At 65.9% G+C, this 18,796-nt stretch carries 11 protein-coding genes and 1 pseudogene; 7 read left to right on the forward strand and 5 right to left on the reverse strand.

Annotated elements, in window-relative coordinates; translation table 11 throughout:
* Positions 1–124, forward strand: a pseudogene (locus tag VGD28_RS09890) (IS630 family transposase); the annotation flags it as partial.
* A 12-nt stretch (positions 125–136) separates the two neighbouring features.
* On the opposite strand, the gene VGD28_RS09895 reads toward VGD28_RS09890, so the two are convergent.
* The 3 genes from VGD28_RS09895 to VGD28_RS09905 all read right to left on the reverse strand — a co-directional run bounded on the left by VGD28_RS09895 (position 137) and on the right by VGD28_RS09905 (position 4,421).
* A complete protein-coding gene (locus VGD28_RS09895; RefSeq protein ID WP_331028177.1) occupies positions 137–529 on the reverse strand; it encodes a response regulator in 393 nt (130 codons plus the stop codon).
* 62 nt (positions 530–591) lie between these two features.
* Positions 592–3,015, reverse strand: coding sequence for an ATP-binding response regulator (locus VGD28_RS09900; protein ID WP_331028178.1), 2,424 nt, complete (start codon positions 3,013–3,015; stop codon positions 592–594).
* Positions 3,015–4,421 (reverse strand): EAL domain-containing protein, encoded by a 1,407-nt coding sequence (locus tag VGD28_RS09905; protein ID WP_331028179.1) that lies wholly within the window; start codon positions 4,419–4,421, stop codon positions 3,015–3,017. The genes VGD28_RS09900 and VGD28_RS09905 overlap by 1 nt, the downstream gene beginning before the upstream one ends.
* 447 nt (positions 4,422–4,868) lie before the next feature.
* Here VGD28_RS09905 and VGD28_RS09910 point away from each other — a divergent pair, with 447 nt between their 5' ends.
* The 5 genes from VGD28_RS09910 (at position 4,869) to VGD28_RS09930 (ending at position 11,295) form a co-directional block, all read left to right on the forward strand.
* Complete coding sequence (locus VGD28_RS09910; protein WP_331028180.1) at positions 4,869–6,200, forward strand: UDP-glucose/GDP-mannose dehydrogenase family protein; 1,332 nt, start codon at positions 4,869–4,871, stop codon at positions 6,198–6,200.
* A 77-nt stretch (positions 6,201–6,277) separates the two neighbouring features.
* Complete coding sequence (cysD, locus tag VGD28_RS09915) at positions 6,278–7,174, forward strand: sulfate adenylyltransferase subunit CysD (protein ID WP_331028181.1); 897 nt, start codon at positions 6,278–6,280, stop codon at positions 7,172–7,174.
* Complete coding sequence (gene cysN, locus VGD28_RS09920) at positions 7,174–9,102, forward strand: sulfate adenylyltransferase subunit CysN (RefSeq protein ID WP_331028182.1); 1,929 nt, start codon at positions 7,174–7,176, stop codon at positions 9,100–9,102. Before cysD ends, cysN begins: the two co-directional genes overlap by 1 nt.
* A gap of 238 nt (positions 9,103–9,340) precedes the next feature.
* Entirely contained in the window at positions 9,341–10,060 is a 720-nt protein-coding gene (locus VGD28_RS09925) for a 3'(2'),5'-bisphosphate nucleotidase CysQ (protein ID WP_331028183.1), read from the forward strand.
* 86 nt (positions 10,061–10,146) lie between these two features.
* On the forward strand, positions 10,147–11,295 hold the full coding sequence (locus VGD28_RS09930) for an SET domain-containing protein (protein WP_331028184.1): 1,149 nt from the start codon (positions 10,147–10,149) through the stop codon (positions 11,293–11,295).
* A 165-nt stretch (positions 11,296–11,460) separates the two neighbouring features.
* Here the strand turns inward: VGD28_RS09930 and VGD28_RS09935 are convergent, their stop codons facing one another.
* Together VGD28_RS09935 and VGD28_RS09940 are read right to left on the reverse strand one after the other, a co-directional pair.
* Positions 11,461–13,326, reverse strand: a complete 1,866-nt coding sequence (locus VGD28_RS09935) for a CHASE4 domain-containing protein (RefSeq protein WP_331028185.1) — start codon at positions 13,324–13,326, stop codon at positions 11,461–11,463.
* Entirely contained in the window at positions 13,326–15,179 is a 1,854-nt protein-coding gene (locus VGD28_RS09940; protein WP_414714489.1) for a putative bifunctional diguanylate cyclase/phosphodiesterase, read from the reverse strand. Before VGD28_RS09940 ends, VGD28_RS09935 begins: the two co-directional genes overlap by 1 nt.
* A 337-nt stretch (positions 15,180–15,516) precedes the next feature.
* Between VGD28_RS09940 and VGD28_RS09945 the strand changes: the two genes are divergently transcribed.
* Positions 15,517–18,579 carry a TonB-dependent receptor gene (locus VGD28_RS09945; protein ID WP_331028187.1) on the forward strand — a complete coding sequence of 1,021 codons (3,063 nt, stop codon included), beginning with the start codon at positions 15,517–15,519 and terminating at the stop codon, positions 18,577–18,579.
* The last annotated feature ends 217 nt before the right edge of the window (positions 18,580–18,796 follow it).

The following is an 18,796-nucleotide window of genomic DNA, read 5'->3' on the forward strand; positions in this document are numbered from 1 at the left end:
CCTGCGCAAGGCCGCAGAGCGCACCGTCGAGGCAACATGGAAACGCATCGGCCAACTCCTCGACGCCTTCCCGCCCCACGAATGCGCCAACTATCTCAGAAACAGCGGATATGCCTCAATCTAAACAGGACAGACTCTAGAGCACCATCCCGTCGCCGCCACTGCGCAGCGCGAGCACGCGGCCGATCGTGTCGAACAGCGCGTCCATCGCCACCGGCTTGAATAGCACCTCGTCCGCGCCGGCGGTCATGCAGCGCTCGCGCAGGTCGATCGCGGTGTCCGCGGTGACGACGATGATCGGCAGTTCGGCCTTGGCGTCACCGCGCGCGCGGATCCGCTCGATCGCCTCGATCCCATCCATGCCGGGCATGCGCAGGTCGACCAGCACGACATCGAAATCCTCCGCACCGATCTTGCGCAGCCCTTCCTCGGCATGCTCGGCCTCCGCCATCGACGCGCCAGCCACGTCGAGCATGTCGCGAACGACACGCCGGTTCATCGGGTCATCTTCGATAAACAGGATGTTCATGTACGGGCCGTGCCCATCTCGTTGGCGTCGCGAGGGGAGGATATCATATGTGTGCTATCGTCTTAAGCCGCTTCCGACACAAGCCGGGTTGCGGTGACCGCCCCATAATTTTCTTTGCGGCCGGCTAGCAGCGCTTCGACCAGCGCCGCGCCCGCGACCGGCTTGGCTACAACCGTATCCGCCCCGGCCTCCGCAAGCGACGCGAGCATCGCCTCGTCGGGCTTGACCCAGAGCACCGCCGTCCGCGCGCCCTTTTCCTTCACGGCGCCAGCCAGCGCGGACAGAATGGCGAGCGCATCCTCCCCCGCCGCCCTCAGCGTCGCTTCCTCGGCGAGCACGAGTACCGGCCCCGCCCCGGTCAGCATGCCGACCGCCTCGTCCGGAGTCGCGGCGAACTGGACCGCGGCGAAATGCGGCTCGAGCAGGGTGCGCAGCATGCCGCGCGCGATCGGGTTGCGGTCGAGCACCACCACCGGCTCGCCCGGCCCGCCCGCTGTCCCGGCACCATCGGGCGCCGCGGCCTCGATCAGCGGCAGATCGACGATGAAGGTCGTGCCCTCCCCTTCGACGCTGGCGACCGAGACCTCACCATCCAGCGCGCGCGCAAGGTTCCGCACGATCGCCAGGCCAAGGCCGGTGCCACCGAACTTGCGCGTCGTGCCGGCATCGACCTGACGGAAGGATTCGAAGATCTCCTCGTGCTTCTCGGCCGGGATGCCGATGCCGCTGTCCGACACGGCGATGCGCAGACGACCGTCCGCAGCCTCGGCCTTGACCCCGACACTGCCCTTCTCGGTGAACTTGAGCGCGTTGGAGAGCAGATTGAACAGCATCTGCCGCAACCGCCCGGCATCGGTCTCGACCCAACGCGGCGCGCCGTCGGTCTCGAGGCTGAACTCGAGCCCCTTGCCGCGCGCCTGCTCCTCCCACATGCGCGTGACGTCGCGCAGCATCGCGTGGAGATCGGTGGGCGCCAGCTCCACCGTCAGGTTGCCGGTCTCCATCTTGGCGACGTCGAGGATGTCGTCGACCAGCGCGCGCATCGTCATGCCCGCGCCATGGACGATGCCGAGCCGGTCGCGCGTCTGTGCGGGAACCGAGGGATCGCGCAGCATGATCTGGGTCATGCCGAGGATGCCGTTCAATGGCGTGCGGATCTCGTGGCTGGTCGTCGCGAGGAACTCGGTCTTGGCCTTGAGCGCCTTTTCGAGCGCGACGTTGGTTTCACCCAGCTCGATGTTCGCCGCGCGCACCTGGTTGCGGCTGCGGCGGATCGTGAACAGGCCGATGCTGAGCAAGGTGATGATGATCAGCGTCGCCCCGCCGACCCCGAACAACAGGGTACGCTGGAACTCGGCCTCGCGCCGCGCCTCCTCGGCCTTCAGGTTGGCGATGCGCAGTTCCTGGTTCGCATAGTCGAACCGCGCGGCCATCAGCGCAATGTTGGTCGAGGTGGCGAGCTGCGCGGCCTCGTCACCGAGCTTGCGGACACGCTCGAGATGCGGGAGCGCGAGTCCGTTTTCATTCAGCTTTCGGTAGATATTATAGGCCGTAAGGTGCGCATCGCGATAAGCAATCGAGGTGTTCGCCAGTTCGACCCCCGCGAAGCTGCGTTCGATCAACGCGCGCGCGCGCTTAAGATCGCCACGATGATATGCCGAATCGGCTTCGATCGCGAGAAATTGCGCCGGAGCCTTCTCGCCGGCCCGGCGCGCGATCGCGATCGCTTCCGTAATCGCGGCATCGGCTTCGTCGAGCTTGTTCTCCGAAATCAGCGACCGCGCCAGATTCGCCAGGATGGGGGGCAGGATGGGCTCGCTGCGCAAATTGCGGGCGACCGCAAGCGCGTGACGATACTGAGCCGAAGCCTCCGCGTTGCGCTCCAGCCTAAGCAGCACGTTTCCGCGGTTGTTGTAGAGGAACAGCGAGAGCCGCGGATCGCCTTCATAGATTTCGACCGCCTGGCGCAGATATTTGTCGGCGCTCGTGAAGTCATTCGCCTCAGTGTAGAGATTCGCGATCGTCTGCAGCGCGATCGACTGACTGCGCTTTTCGCCCACCGCCCCGAAGATGCTGAACGCTTCCTGCAAGGATGCCAAAGCCTCCGCTGGGCGAAGCTGCTCTTGCTGGACGCCGGCGCGCGCGAGCAACAGATCGCCACGTAGCTTGCTCGGCTCCGGATACGCGCTGACCAGCCGCAGCGCCCGGGCGATGCGGGGCGCCGCGCCGGCCGCATCGCGCGACCGGATCATCGCTTCGCTCTGGAGCCACAGCGCAGTCGCGGTCGCGATGGCCTGGGCACGCGGATCGGTGATCGCGGCAGCGCGGCGCTCGGCATCGCCGGCCAGCTTCAGCGCCTCGCCGGGCTCGGCGATCATCGCCGCCTTGGCACGGTCGATCAGCACATCGGCTTCGCGCTGCTGCGCAACCGCCGGCCCGGACATGGACAGCGCCAATGCCGCAGCGAGGACGAGAAGCCAGCGCATCAGCCGCTCTTGCGCCAGAAGCCCTCCGGCCGGGCGAAGGTAGGCCGGATCGCGGATGCGGCCTTGTGCCCTTCCTCGTCGAGGAAGCGGATGAACGCGTCGAGCGCCACCGGACGGCTGATCAGGAAGCCTTGCACCATGTCGCAGCCCATGACGCTGAGCAGCGCCAGCGCCGCGGGCGTCTCCACACCCTCCGCGGTCACCTCCATCTCCAGCGCGTGCGCCAGGTCGATGGTCGAGCGGACGATCAGCGGATCGCGATTGCTGCTGGTGAGCTGCATCACGAACATCTTGTCGATCTTGAGCTCGGTCGCGGGGAGCTGCTTCAAATAGGCCAGCGACGAAAGACCGGCGCCATAGTCGTCGATCGCGAGCGGGATGCCGATTTCCGAGAAGGACTGGAGGTGGCGGATCGCGCTGTCGGGGTCGCGGATCACCGCTGTCTCGGTGATCTCGAACCCGATCTTGGCACCCGTTTCGCGAATGATGCGGCACGCCTCGCTGACGAAGGCGCCATCGGCAAGCAGCACGCCGGAGATGTTGATGAACACCGGCATGTCATATCCGTGCGCCGCCAGCACCTGCTGGTCGGCGATCACCTGCCGCAGCGTCCACAGCGTCAGGCCGGCGATCTCCCCGCCCTCTTCCGCGGCGGAAATGAAGTCGCCGGGCAGGATCAGGCCGCGCACCGGATGCCGCCAGCGCACCAGCGCCTCAGCTCCGGTCACGGCTTCCTTCCGGACATGCACTTTCGGCTGATATTGCAGGAACAGCTGGCCCGAATTGATCGCGCGCGGGAGCTCGCGGATCAGCGCGAGCCGGTCGAACGCGATGTCGGTCTGCGACAGGTCGAGCATCACGATCCGCGATTCGGCCTTTGCCTGGGCCAGCGCCGATTCCGCAGCCTCGGTCAGCCGCACCTCGTCATCATCGGCAGCGGGGGCCGCCGCGATACCCCAGCGCAGCTGGATTACATGACGCTCGCCATCAAGATCGACAGTCCGCGTGAACTCGCGCGCCAACCGTTCGACCACCGCGGTCGCCGACTCGGCCGAATCCGCTTCAAAGGAGAGCTCGAGGAGCGAACGGCCCGCCGCGGCGAGGCGGACATCCGGCTCGATCCGCCCGATATGATCGGCAAGGTCGCGCACCAGCGTGTCCGCACGGGGACGCCCCAGATGCCGGCGAAGCGACTGAAAGTTCGAGATCTCACAAAGCGATAGCGCCCGCCACACCCCGCTAGCGGGCGCGCCGTCCGCGTCGCGCCGCGAGACGGCCGAACGCGAACGCGGAAGCACGAGCGGCATCGGGGCGTCCAGCGTCGCCGGAAGCCCGGCCGCCAGCGTTCCTTCCGCCTTTGCGGGCGGAGTCGTGGCAGCGGCAGGTTCGACACGCTCGGACATCATGTCCGCGATAACCTCACACTCTTGAAGGAACTCTTAAGGACGAAACGACCGGCGCGGGCAGCGAAGTCGCCGCCCCCGCCATGAATTCTTGATTATCGGTTAATTTTGAATTAAGTATTCGACCGTGCGTGTAATGCGCACGATGGGAGAAAATGAATGTTCGATTTCCTTTTTCGGGAAACCTACGGCGAGTCGCTTCGCCCCTGGTAACCCCGGATAGCCCGGGTGGGCGGCGCCGCGGATGGTCCGCGGCACCCGACCCGTCCGGGCTCTCTTCCTGTCGATGACATCGGTGGCAGGCGCGCATCCCGTGGGGTTGCGCGCTTTTTCGTGCCGGCCGTTCAGCCGTTACTCCTTGTGGGGTGACCTTTGTGAGCGATTGGCGAGCACTTGCCGTGATCTATTGTTGCGCTAAGAGCACGAACGTTCAGCGAAAGGGCTTCCTGCGTGCGCATTGCGATGATCGGCACTGGCTATGTGGGCCTCGTTTCCGGGGCCTGCTTCTCCGATTTCGGGCATGACGTGGTTTGCGTCGACAAGGACGCCCGCAAGATCGAGCTGCTTCATCAGAATGTGATGCCGATCTACGAGCCCGGCCTCGCCGAGCTGGTCGCCTCGAACGTCGAGGCGGGACGCCTGTCCTTCACTACCGACCTCGTCGAGGGGGTGAAGGGAGCGGATGCGGTTTTCATCGCGGTCGGCACGCCGAGCCGCCGTGGCGACGGCCACGCCGACTTGTCCTATGTCTTCGCCGCGGCCGAGGAAATCGCCGCCGCGCTGGACGGCCCGGCGGTGATCGTCACCAAATCCACCGTCCCGGTCGGCACCGGCGACGAGGTCGAGCGGATCGTGGCGCGGATTGCGCCGGACAAGGGCATCAAGGTGGTCTCCAACCCGGAGTTCCTGCGCGAGGGTGCGGCGATCGAGGACTTCAAGCGCCCCGACCGCGTCGTCGTGGGCAGCGAGGACGAGGGGGCGAGCGAGGTGATGCGGGGGATTTATCGCCCGCTGTCGCTCAACCAGTCGGCGCCGGTGATGTTCACGGGCCGCCGGACGGCCGAGCTGATCAAATATGCCGCCAACGCCTTCCTGGCGGTCAAGATCACCTTCATCAACGAGATTGCGGACCTGTGCGAGCAGGTCGGCGCGGACGTACAGGAGGTGTCCCGCGGCATCGGCATGGACAACCGCATCGGCCGCAAGTTCCTGAATGCCGGGCCGGGCTATGGCGGCTCGTGCTTCCCCAAGGACACGCTGGCGCTGCTCAAGACCGCCGACGACAACGAGACGCCGCTGCGCATCGTCGAGGCGACGGTGCAGGTCAACGACCAGCGCAAGCGCGCGATGGGCCGCAAGGTGATCAAGGCGATGGGCGGCGAGGTGCGCGGCAAGACCGTCGCGATCCTCGGCCTCACCTTCAAGCCCAATACCGACGACATGCGCGACGCGCCGTCGATCGCAATCATCCAGACGCTGCAGGACGCCGGTGCGACCGTGAAGGCGTTCGACCCCGAGGGCGTCGAGCAAGCCAGGCTGGTGATCAAGGACGTCGAGTTCGCCGCCAGCCCCTATGCCGCAGCGGAGGGTGCGGATGCACTGGTGATCGTCACCGAATGGGACGCGTTCCGCGCGCTGGACCTCAATCGCATGAAATCGCTGCTCAACCAGCCGTTGCTGGTCGACCTGCGCAACATCTATCCCGCCGCCGAAGCAGAGCGCGCCGGCTTTACCCTGGTCGGGGTCGGGAAACCGCGGCGGGATGGCAACGGCAACGGCTGATCGCCCCGCCCTCGCCTCACGCGGACTAAACTTAATCTAGATCGCAGCGCCGGGCACGTATCACTAGATCGGCGGCCATGCAGTCGCTTACCCATCTTGCCCGGCTCGAGGCCGAGAGCATCCATATCCTGCGCGAGGTCGTGGCCGAGGCGGAGCGTCCCGTGATGCTCTACTCGATCGGCAAGGACAGCGCGGTGATGCTCCACCTCGCCAAGAAGGCCTTCTACCCCGCCCCGCCGCCCTTCCCGCTGCTCCATGTCGATACGACCTGGAAGTTCCGCGACATGTATGCGCTGCGCGACCGCGCCGCGCGCGAGGCGGGGATGGAACTGCTCGTCCACCGCAATCCCGAGGCCGAGGCGCGCGGGATCAACCCGTTCGACCATGGCGGGCTGCACACCGACATGTGGAAGACCGAGGGCTTGAAGCAGGCGCTCGACAAATATGGCTTCGACGCGGCGTTCGGCGGCGCGCGGCGCGACGAAGAGAAGAGCCGCGCCAAGGAGCGCGTGTTCAGCTTCCGCTCGGCCAGCCACCGCTGGGATCCTAAGGCGCAGCGCCCCGAGCTGTGGCGGTTGTACAATGCGAAGAAGGCCAAGGGCGAGAGCATCCGCGTCTTCCCGCTGTCCAACTGGACCGAGCTCGACATCTGGCAGTATATCCGCGCCGAGGGGATCGAGATCGTCCCGCTCTATTTCGCCGCCCCGCGCCCGACCGTGATGCGCGACGGGCTGATCCTGATGGTCGATGACGACCGCTTTCCGCTCAGGGGCGAGACGCCGGTCGAGCGCTCGATCCGCTTCCGCACGCTGGGCTGCTACCCGCTGACCGGCGCGGTCGAAAGCCATGCCGCGAGCCTCGACGATGTGATCCAGGAAATGCTGCTGACCACCACCAGCGAGCGCCAGGGCCGCGCGATCGACCATGATCAGGCCGCGAGTATGGAGAAGAAGAAGCAGGAGGGGTATTTCTGATGACCTCCAGCTACCGCCCCGACGCGCTGATCGCATCCGACATCGGCGCCTATCTGGCGCAGCATCAGTCCAAGACGCTGCTCCGCTTCATCACCTGCGGATCGGTGGACGACGGCAAGTCCACGCTGATCGGGCGGCTGCTCTACGACAGCAAGATGATCTTCGAGGATCAGCTCGCCGCGCTCGAGGCCGACAGCAAGCGGGTCGGCACGCAGGGGCAGGAGATCGACTTCGCGCTGCTGGTCGACGGCCTCGCCGCCGAGCGCGAGCAGGGCATTACGATCGACGTCGCCTACCGCTTCTTCGCGACCGAGAAGCGCAAGTTCATCGTCGCCGATACGCCGGGGCACGAGCAATATACGCGCAACATGGTGACCGGCGCATCGACCGCCGACCTCGCGGTGATTCTGATCGACGCGCGCAAAGGCGTGCTCACCCAGACCCGGCGGCACTCGTATCTCGCGCATCTGATCGGCATCCGCCACATCGTGCTCGCAGTGAACAAGATGGATCTGGTCGGCTACGACCGGCAGGTGTTCGACGAGATCGTGGCCGATTATCACGAATTCGCGACCAGCATCGGCATCGACGATTTCACCGCCATCCCGATCTCGGGCTTCAAGGGCGACAACATCACCGCGGCGAGCGCCAACACGCCCTGGTATTCCGGCCCCGCGCTGATCGCGCATCTGGAAGATGTGCCCGTCGGCGGTGAGGACGAGGCGGCCCCGTTCCGCATGCCGGTGCAATGGGTGAACCGCCCCAATCTCGACTTCCGCGGCTTTGCCGGGACGATCGCCGGCGGCACGGTCAGGCCGGGTGACAAGGTTCGCGTCCTCCCCTCCGGCCGCACCAGCACCGTGGCCCGCATCGTCAGCTATGACGGCGATCTGGACGAGGCTGGCCGCGACCAATCCGTCACACTGACTCTCGCCGACGAGATCGACTGCTCGCGCGGCGACGTGATCGTCGCGGCGGGCGACCCGCCCGAGGTTGCCGACCAGTTCAGTGCGACGATCGTATGGATGGACCAGCAGGAGATGCTGCCCGGCCGCAGCTACTGGCTGAAGCTTGGCACGCAGACGGTGAGCGCGACGATCCGCGAGCCCGAGCACGCGATCGACGTCAATACGCTGGCGAAGCTTTCCGCGAAGACGCTGGGGCTGAACGACATCGGCGCCGCCGAGATCGCTACCGACCGCGGCGTGGTGTTCGAAGCCTATGCCGATGGCCGCAAGAGCCCCAACAAGGATCTGGGCGGCTTTATCCTCATCGACAAGATCACCAACGCCACCGTCGCCGCCGGGATGATCGACCGCGCGCTGCGCCGCGCGCAGAATGTCCACTGGCAGGCGGTCGAGATCACGCGCGAGGCGCATGCTGCGCAAAAAGGCCAGCATTCGCGGCTGCTGTGGTTCACCGGCCTCTCGGGATCGGGCAAGTCGACCATCGCCAATCTGGTCGAGAAGAAGCTGCACGCGATGGGCAAGCACAGCTTCCTGCTCGACGGGGACAATATCCGCCACGGCCTCAACCGCGATCTGGGCTTCAGCGATGCCGATCGCGTCGAGAATATCCGCCGCGTCGGTCAGGTCGCCAAGCTGATGACCGATGCCGGGCTGATCGTGCTCACCGCGTTCATCTCGCCCTTCCGCGCCGAGCGCGAAATGGTGCGCAGCATGATCCCCGAGGGCGAGTTCTTCGAGATCTTCATCGACACCCCGATCGAGGAGGCCGAGCGCCGCGACGTGAAGGGCCTCTACAAAAAGGCGCGCGCCGGCGAGATCGCGAACTTCACCGGTATTTCAAGCCCGTATGAAGCTCCTGTTAACCCGGAGATTCGTATCGACACTACTCGGACCAGTCCCGAGGAAGCTGCGGAATTGATCATCGAAGCCATACTGGGTATCTGGTCACCAGTGCTATGATATGCACGGCTGGCGCGTTTGTTTGTGGAGTTGAGTTTTGGGGGATTTGGAGGTTCGCGAGTGGATCGCTTTTGGGATCCTCGCTGCGCTCTTTACTGGGGCTGCCGTGGCGGCGATGGTCTACCGCCAGCGCGCGCACTGGCGAAAGCTCCGCATGGCCGGCAGTTCCGAAGCTAAACGCCGCGAGCTTCGCCGTCGCCGGTAAATTTCCCCTCGTGGCGGCGCGCAAGGCGCACGCATGAGCGACGCGGGACTCGCTCATGCCGTGGCCGATGCGGCAGGCAAGCTGTTGCTGAAGATACAGTCGGAGGATGCGGACGGCGCCCGCGGCGACCGGGAGGCCAACCGCCTGATCCTTGACATGCTCCGCGAAGCGCGGCCTGGCGATCCGATCCTGTCGGAGGAATCGGCGGACGCCCCCGCCCGGCTTACCTCGCGCCGCGTCTGGATCGTCGATCCGCTCGACGGAACGCGCGAGTTCGCCGAAGGCCGCGAGGATTGGGCGGTGCATGTCGCGCTCGCGATCGACGGCGCCGCCGCCGCGGGCGCGGTCGCGCTGCCGCGCCGGGGGATCACGCTTTGCAGCGATGCGCCCCCGCCCCTCGCCCCGGCCGTGAGCCCGCCGCGGATGCTCGTCAGCCGCACGCGCCCGAGCGCGCTGTGCGCCGCGGTGTCGCAAGGGCTGAGCGCCGAGACGATCGGCATGGGATCGGCCGGCGCCAAGGCGATGGCGGTGGTGCTGGGGGAGGCGGAAATCTACCTTCATTCGGGTGGCCAGCATCAATGGGACAACTGCGCCCCCGTCGCGGTGGCGCTCGCCGCGGGCCTGCACGCGTCGCGGATCGACGGCTCGCCGCTGATCTACAACCAGCGCGAATCGAGCATCCCCGACGTGCTGATCTGCCGTCGCGAACTGGCGGCATCCGTGCTCGAACAGGTTGCCAGGCACGAGCTTTGATTCGCCGCGACTCGTGGATTCAGCACGAGTCGCGCTTTGACGAAGGTTAGCGGATAAGGTAAACGCTCCCTTGGCAAGGGGGCAGAATGACGGCCGATTTCTGGTTCGTGACCGCGATGGGATTCAGCTTTGCTGCCTATGCGGCCTATCTGCTCGGGCTGCGGCGCGAGATCTTCCAGCCCAACCGCGCCTCATGGCTGATCTGGAGCACATCGGCTGCGGTCGAGGCGCTCACCTATCATGCGGTGAACCCCGGATCGCCGCAAAGCTGGGTGTTCCTGCTCTCGGCCGCCTGCTGCGTCGTCGTCACCCTCGCCTTGTGGCGCCGCTCGAACTGGGCGCAGCCCAACACCGTCGAATCGCTGTGCATGGCCGCATGCCTGGTCGCGCTGATCCTGTGGGTCGCGTTCCGCGAGACCTTCTGGGCGCACATGCTGGTGGTGGCCGCGGTCCCGATCAGCTTCTGGCCGACCTGGGCGAGCGTATGGAAGGACCGCAGCCGCGAGCGCTCGCCCGCATGGGGCCTATGGACTCTGGGCGATCTCGCCACGCTGCTGGTCGCGGCGCGCGCGGGCGGCACCGGCGTCGACGAGCTCGCCTACATCTTCGTCGAGCTGGCCTGCCACGCGAGCATCTGGTTCATGATCGGCCTGGGCACCATCAATCCGCTGCGCTCGCTCGGCTGGAAGCGCGGCGGCTTCCTGATCCTCGACCGCTACCGTCCCAACCGCAACCTGTTCGCGGTGAGCGAGAACCATCTTGGGAAGGCGGTGTTCGCCATCTGCCGCTTCGCCGAGGGCGCCGAGCTGATGCGCTTCACCGGCCGCCGATTCCACGTCACGCAGGTGCCGAGCCTGATGCGCGGCAGCGAGGACCGGTTCGTGCAGGTGACGCCCGATCACTATATGGGGCCGTCCGGTCAGCTCGACGATCTGGTCAATCACAGCTGCGACCCCAATGCCGGGCTGCGCTTCACCGAGGACGGCGTGATCCTGGTCGCGATCCGCGACATCGCGTGCGGCGACGAGATCACATGGGACTATTCGACCACGCTCGCGCAATCGAACTGGCACATGATCTGCCAGTGCCGATCGCCGCGTTGCCGCCGGGTGATCGGTAATTTCGAGACGCTTGCGCCGGATGCGCAGGAATATTTCCGCGCCCGCAATCTCGTCGCGCCGTACCTGCGGCGCAAGGACGCGGTGGTTGCGGCGAAACGGGTCGGCTGGGGCTAGGCCGAATCGACATTTGGTGTTCAATCCTCCCCCGCCAGGGGGAGGTGGCAGCCGAAGGGTGACGGAGGGGGCGGATGCCAGAACGCTGGCGACGTGTTTCCTCCCCCTCCGTCGCGCCGTGCGCGCCACCTCCGCCTGGCGGGGAAGGACAAATGTCGGCTGGGGCTAGGCCGCGATCCCCGTCCGCTGCCCGTCGGCAGCCTGCAGCGTGAGCACCGCCCGCGCGCCGGTTCCCTTGCCGTCGCTGCGCAGCGCCAGGCTGCCGCCCATCGCGATCATCGAATTGGCGCACCAGTGCAGGCCAAGCCCGCCCATCTTGCCTTGGCGGGTGGAGAACCCGCGCTGAAAGAGCTTGGCGCCGGTCTCGGGATCGAAGCCTTCGCCGTCGTCGCGGATCGTGATCTCGATCTTGCCGTCCTGCTCGCGGATCGTGACCGAGATGCTCCCGCTGTCGCGCCCCGTCGCAGCGATCGCCTCCGCCGCGTTGGCGAAGAGGTTGCCGATCACCTGGCTCACCAGCACGCGATTGGCCAGCGCCCAATGCGGCTTCGAGGGGAAGTGGAAGGCGATCGAGCTGCCGCCCGAATAGCGCGCGATCGTCGCATTGCGCGCGACGATATCGGTGACGTCGCAGCTGTCGAGCGGGGGGCGCTCGTGCGCCTGCTCCTGCTGCTTGCCGATGATCTCGAGCACATTCTGCAGCGCATCGCGGCCGATCGCCATCTGCGCCGCATGCTCCTCCCGCGCGCGCGCTTCGCTCTCGAAGGCCGCGGCGAGGAAGGCCGCCAGCTTTTGCCGGCGCGCGGCGGGAATCGCCTCGTCCGCAAGCTCGGCGAGCGCGCGATCGAGCAGCGCGCGGTCGGCCACCGCCGGCTGCGCCAGCCTCTGGCTGAGCACGGTGCTGACCGGGTTCAGTGCGTTGCGCACATTATGCATCACCGCGACGGCGCTTTCGGACTGGCCGAGCTTGAACGACTGCGCCTCGACCTGCTCGCGCAGATCCTTGAGCTGGCTGAGCATGCCGTTGAAGCTACTCACCAGACTGCCGATCTCGTCGCCGCGCGCCTTCTCCGTCAGCGGCAGCAGATCGCCGGATCGGCGCACCAGCCCCATATGCCGCTCGACGCGGTGGAGCGGTCGCAGCACCAGCCGCGCGATCATCAGGCTGAGCACCGCCATGACGACGAGCAGCAGCAGCACCGTGCCGCCGGCCGCGAACAACAGCATGTCGCGGCCCAGCGCCGACAGGTCCCGCGGCACCTGATAGGTCGCGCTCGCCACCGGCGCCCCGCCCGCGCCGCGGATCGGCACCGCGACCGCGAGGCTCTCTCCATGCTGCGTCACCACCGCATCGGGCACAGGCCGGGATACGTCGAGCCGGGCTTCGACCTGCAACAGGGTCGAAAGCTGCTTCGAGGTGAGCAGCCGCGCCATCGTCACATAGCCGCGCGCCGGCCCGCTGCCGTCGGTGCGCCGCACCAGCGCGATTCCCAGCACCGCGATCTGATCGCCCAGGCGCACGTAGAAGCTGGTCGAATTCTTCCCCGCCAGCGCCCTGGTGAAATCGATGCGCCCGATCGTCTCGAGCATGCGCGCGCGCATGTCCGGCGCGTCGCGGCCGCTGTCGATATCGAGCCAGCGGGCGAGCACCACCTGGCCCCGCGGCGTCACATAGGCCATGCCGTTGATGCCCAGATTGGTCATCGCCGAGCTGGCGAAGCTGTCCTCCTCGAACGCGCGGTTCGGCGAGCCCATATAGTCGTAGCTTCCGTTCCAGTCGCCATAGTCGCGGACCGAGATCTCGACCTTCGACGCATATTCGGCGAGCGCGGCGCGGGTCCGCTCGACATGCCCGTTCACCGCCGCCTGCTCGAGCTGCTCGAAGCCCGGCGTGATGACCAGCGCGAGCAGCAGCGTCACCGCGCCCGCGCCGAGCAGCGCGATGCCGGTCAGGATCGCGACCAGCTTGGCGCCGAGCGAAACGGGGATGCGCCGCCGCAGCCGCGCGAATGCGGTGCGCCAGCGCGGCATCAGCCCTGGGTGCCGTTGCCCGGCATCGCCGCTCCGGCTTCCGCGGTGTCAGCCGCGGCCGGCGCCATGAAGCGCTCGTGCGCGAGCTCGGCGGCAAGGCCCGCCTCGATCGGCCGGGCGAGATAATAGCCCTGATAATGGCTGCACCCGGCAAGCTGGAGCGCGCGAAGATGCGCTTCGGTCTCGACGCCTTCAGCAACCACTTCCAGGCCCAGCGCACGGCCGAGATGGATGATCGAATGCACGATCGCCGCGCTCTCGCGCTCCTTGCCCATGCCGTCGATGAAGCTGCGGTCGATCTTGAGGCAATCGAGCGCGAACTTGCGGATGTTGTAGAGCGAGGAATAGCCGGTGCCGAAATCGTCGAGCGCGATGCGGAAGCCCATCTGGCGCAGGCGATAGAGCGTATCCGCCGCGCGTTCGGCATTGTCGAAGATCGCGGTCTCGGTGATCTCGATCTGCAGCCGGTTCGGCTCGATCCCCGCACGCTGCACGCGCTCGACGACATGGCCGACGAAATTCTGGCGGCGGAACTGGCGCGGCGAGAAGTTCACCGAGACATATTGCCCCGGCCATTGCCCGAGCGTCCGGAGCGCCTCATCGAGCACCCAGTCGCCCAGCTCGTGGATCAGGTTCGATTCCTCGGCGATCGGGATGAACAGGCCCGGCGGGATCGCTCCATATTCGGGGCTGTTCCAGCGCAGCAGCGCCTCGAACGCGACGATCTCCATCTCGTCGCGCGCGACGATCGGCTGATAGACTAGGCGCAGCTCGCCGTTGGCGATCGCCTGGCTGAGCCCGCCCTCGATCTGACGGCGGAAGCGGATCGATTCGTCCATGCTCTCGTCGAACAGCTTGACGATGCCGCGGCCGGCCTTCTTGGACTCGTTGAGCGCCAGGTCGGCGCGGCGCATCACGTCGATCGGATCGTGCTGCATCCCCGGCTGCACGATGACGAGGCCGGCCGAGGCCGAGCCCTGCACCGAATGGCCGAACACCGTGAAGGTCGTCGCGCAGGCGAGCAGCAGCCGCTCGATCGCCATCACCGCCTCGTCCTCGCCGGACACCTTGAGCAGGACCGCAAACTCGTCGCCGCCCAGCCGCGCGACGAAGCCGCCCTCGGGAACCGCGTCGCGCACCACGCCGCACACCATGCGGATCAGCTCGTCGCCCGCGAGGTGGCCGAACGTGTCGTTGACCAGCTTGAACCGGTCGAGATCCATCATCGCCATCGCGAAGACGTCCGGCCCGCGCACATGATCGGTCAGCGCGCGCATGAAGGCGAGCCGGTTGGGCGCGTCGGTCAGGCTGTCGTGATTGGCAAGATGCGTCGCCTTGCTCTCGTTCGCGGCAAGCTCTTCCTTCTGCTCCTCGAGCAGCGCCATCGCCGCGGCAAGCGCGCGATCGGCCTCCCAGCGCTGGCTGAGCGCGGTCGCGGTCTGCACCACCTCCTCGGCCTGGAACGGCTTGGCGATGTAGAAGATCTTGTCGGCCGGCCCCGCGGCGCGGCTGATCTCGAGCGGCGAAAAGTCGGAGAAGCCGGTGACGATGACGAGATTGATGTCGGGATCGAGCGCGCGGATTCGCCTGGCGGTCTCCTTGCCGTCGATCCCTGGGGGCATGCGCACGTCGATGAACGCAACGGCGAACCGCTCGCCGCGCGCAAGCGCCGCGTTGACCGCCTCGACGCCCTCGGCGCCCTGCATGCAATGGGTGATGTCGAAGCTGGGCGGCGCATCTGCCGGCACTGCCGCAGGATCGTCGCCGCCGAACAGCTCGGCCGCCATCGCGTCGAGCACGGCTCCCTGCTCGCCGCCGGCCCGCCTGAAGCACTGGCGATAGGATTCGTGCATCCCCGGCTCGTCGTCCACGATCAGAATGCGCAAGACAGACTCCCCCTTCGTCACCTTGCAACGGGGTAATCACACAGGGTTAAGGCCGGGTAAAAAGGTTAACAGGAGGGAATGCAGCGCTTCGCAGATCCCTCGCTCCGGCGTTACCTTCCGGCAACACTGGTACGATGATCGGCCAATGAGAACGTTCTCATACGCGCGGTGGGTACACAGAGCGCATGAAACCGGTTACAGTTTTCAGAGAAAGGCCATAAGAGCCCGCCGTCGAGTCGTTCTCAACCACTGTGAGACCGACGAAGGTAAACGTTGTCACGCTAGTGTAACAAGGGGGGATGCTGTGAATTCCGCACTTACCATCAAAACCAATCTCGTCCGCCGCTCGCGCATTCGCGCCGCCGCGGCCGCGCTTGCCTGGACCAGCGGCGCAGCCGCCATCGCGATCGGCGCCGCCGCCCCCGCGCAGGCGCAGGTCAACTCGTCGCTGCGCGGCACGGTGACGGCCGAAGGCGGCGTCAGCCAGGTCACGATTGTCAACGTCGATACCGGCTTCACCCGCACCAGCACCCCCACCGCAGACGGCAGCTACCAGTTCGCCTCGCTCCCGCCCGGCAACTACCGGCTCGAGGTGACGACCCCGAACGGCGTGCGCCGCACCGACGAGTTCCGCCTCGCGGTCGCGCAGAATGCGGTGTTCGACTTCGATCTGTCGACGCCCGACGTCAGCACCCCCGCCGGCGACGAGATCATCGTCACCGGCAACCGCATCCGTACGATGGAAGGCGGCGAAGTCGGCCGCAACATCTCGCAGCGCCTGATCGAGCAGCTGCCGCAGAACAACCGCAATTTCATGTCGTTCGCGGATCTGGCGCCGGGCGTGCAGTTCGTCACGAACGAGACCGACCAGACCAGCCTGCGCGGCGGCGCGCAGGGCGCCAATGCGGTCAACATCTTCATCGATGGCATCGGCCAGAAGGACTATGTGCTGAAGGGCGGCGTCACCGGCCAGGATTCGACACAGGGCAACCCCTTCCCGCAGCTCGCGGTCGGCGAGTATCGCGTGATCAGCTCAAACTACAAGGCCGAGTTCGATCAGGTCAGCTCGGTCGCGATCACCGCGGTGACCAAGTCCGGCACCAACCAGTTCCATGGCGAAGCCTTTTTCGACTTCACCAACCAGAGCCTGCGCGATCGCATGCCGAGCGAGGATTTCCCGCGCCATATCGACAAGGTCAAGACCAGGGACATGCAGTTCGGCGGCGCGCTCGGCGGGCCGATCGTCAAGGACATGCTGCATTTCTTCGTGACCTACGAAGGCAAGCGGCGCATCAATGCCCGTGAGGTGTTCCCCGGGCTCGACCTGCCGCCGAGCTACTTCCCGACCGAATATCAGCAGGAGTTCGGGCCGCGGAACGAGACGTTCAACGAGAATCTGTATTTCGGGAAGATCAACTTCACGCCGACTTCGCGCGACCTGTTCGAATTCTCGGTCAAGTATCGCGACGAGACCGGCGAGCAGTTCACCTCCGGCATCAACGCATTCAGCACCCGCGGCCTCGCCAAGGTCACCGAATGGCGCGGCCTGGCGCGGTGGGAGCATACCGCCGACACCTGGGTCAACGACTTCAAGGTCGCCTATGAGAATGTGGCGTGGAATCCGCGGCCGGTGAATTTCGGCAACGCGTTCCGGTTCAACGCGACCGTCCCCCAGATTCCCCCGCTGACCGGAACCCGTCGCGGCGATATCCTGGTGACCGGCGCCGGCCGGAACTTCCAGGACAAGGGCCAGAAGGGCTGGCAGCTGTCGGACGACTTCACCTATACGGGCCTTGAGAACCATACGTTCAAGGTGGGTGTGAAGGCGAAGTGGATCACGCTGAACACCAACACCCAGAACGGCGTCAACCCGATCTTCACCTACAATGTCAACTACGCCCCGGGCGGTGCGTTCAACAGCACGATCCCGTACCGCATGGAGTTCGCGGCGCCGGTGGCGGACGGCAACCCCGACATCGTATCCGACAACTTCCAGTTCGGCATCTATGCGCAGGATGACTGGGAGGTCACCGATCGCCTGACCGTGAACCTCGGCCTGCGCTGGGATTATGAGCGGACCCCTGCGTTCCTCGACTATGTGCACGATCCGGCCATCGCCGAGTTCGTCGCCGGCCGCGCGTCGTACACGGCGCCGAACGGCACCGTCACGCCGCCGTACACGAACTTGCGGAACGCCAATTTCAACATCGACGACTTCATCTCGACCGGCAAGGAGCGCAAGGCATTCACCGGCGCCTGGCAGCCGCGAATCGGCTTCACCTATGCGCTCGATGCGGACAAGCGCTTCGCCGTGTTCGGTGGCTATGGCCGCTCCTACGACCGGACGCAGTTCGACTTCATCCAGCAGGAGCTGGCGCAGGGCGTGTTCGCCGGGCGGACCTTCAACTTCAACAACCCGGGCGACACGATCAACGTCTGCGCGCCCAGCGCCACCTGCATCACCTGGAATCCGGCCTATCTGACGCCCGAGGGCCGCGCATCGCTGATCGCCGGGCTGCCGCCGGGTGCCGGGCGCGAGTTGCGCTTCATCAATAACGATCTGAAGACGCCCTATTCGGACCAGTTCAGCCTGGGCGTGCGCGGCAACTTCAACCTGCTCGATCTCGAGGTCGGCTACAGCTACGTTCACAGCAAGGACGGCTTCGCCTATATCCTGGGCAACCGCCGCCCCGACGGGACGTTCTTCCCGCCGACCGGCAACCCGGACTCGCCGTTCGGCTTCGGGCCGGCGCCGTTCGGCAGCATCATCCTGGGGACCAATGGGATCGAGACCAAGGCGAACACGGCCTATTTCAAGCTGACCAAGCGCTACACCCAGGCTTCGCCGTGGAGCGTCGATGCGACCTATACCTTCACCGACGCCGAGGAGAACCGGAAGCTGGGTGAAGTCTTCGCGCTCGATTTCCCGAGCATCAAGGACTATCCTTGGCTGACCGCGGCGGGCACGCGCAAACATCGCCTCGTCATCGCGGCGACGGCCGACATCCCGATGGGCGTCACGCTGGCGGGCAAGTTCCAGATCGCCTCCCCCAAATATCTCTCGGAGTTCGTCAACACGCCCGGCACGGGGGGCACGCCGCCGCGCCGGACGATCGTCTCGACCCGGACGGATGGCAATGGCGACCTGTGGGGCTATCGCCAGATGGACCTGTCGGCGACCAAATACGTCCCGATCAGGTTCCTGAGCGACGAGGCGCGGCTGCGGTTCCGCGTCGACATCATCAACTTGTTCAACGATCATAACTTCGCCAGCTTCAACGCACTGACCGGGAAGCGCAATCTGACTGCGTACAACATGGAAGGGCCGCCGCGGACGATCAAGCTATCGGCTGGCTTCAATTTTTAATTCAAATGAGAAGAGGAGGTAAGAAATGATTAGCCTTAAAAATCTACGAAGAGTCTTCGTAGCGCTTCTTATTTCCGGATCAACCGCGTCGGCCAATGCTCAGGAGCATTCGGATCCAGAGTGGTGGACATTTCCACCACCTGGGATGATGAAAGTCTTTCACGATATGTACAATCACAATCCGACCACCGTTTATACCGTACCGATAGACGGCATT

Origin of the sequence: Sphingomonas sp. (assembly GCF_036402235.1) — a bacterium.
In the GTDB taxonomy this organism is placed as follows: Bacteria; Pseudomonadota; Alphaproteobacteria; order Sphingomonadales; family Sphingomonadaceae; genus Sphingomonas.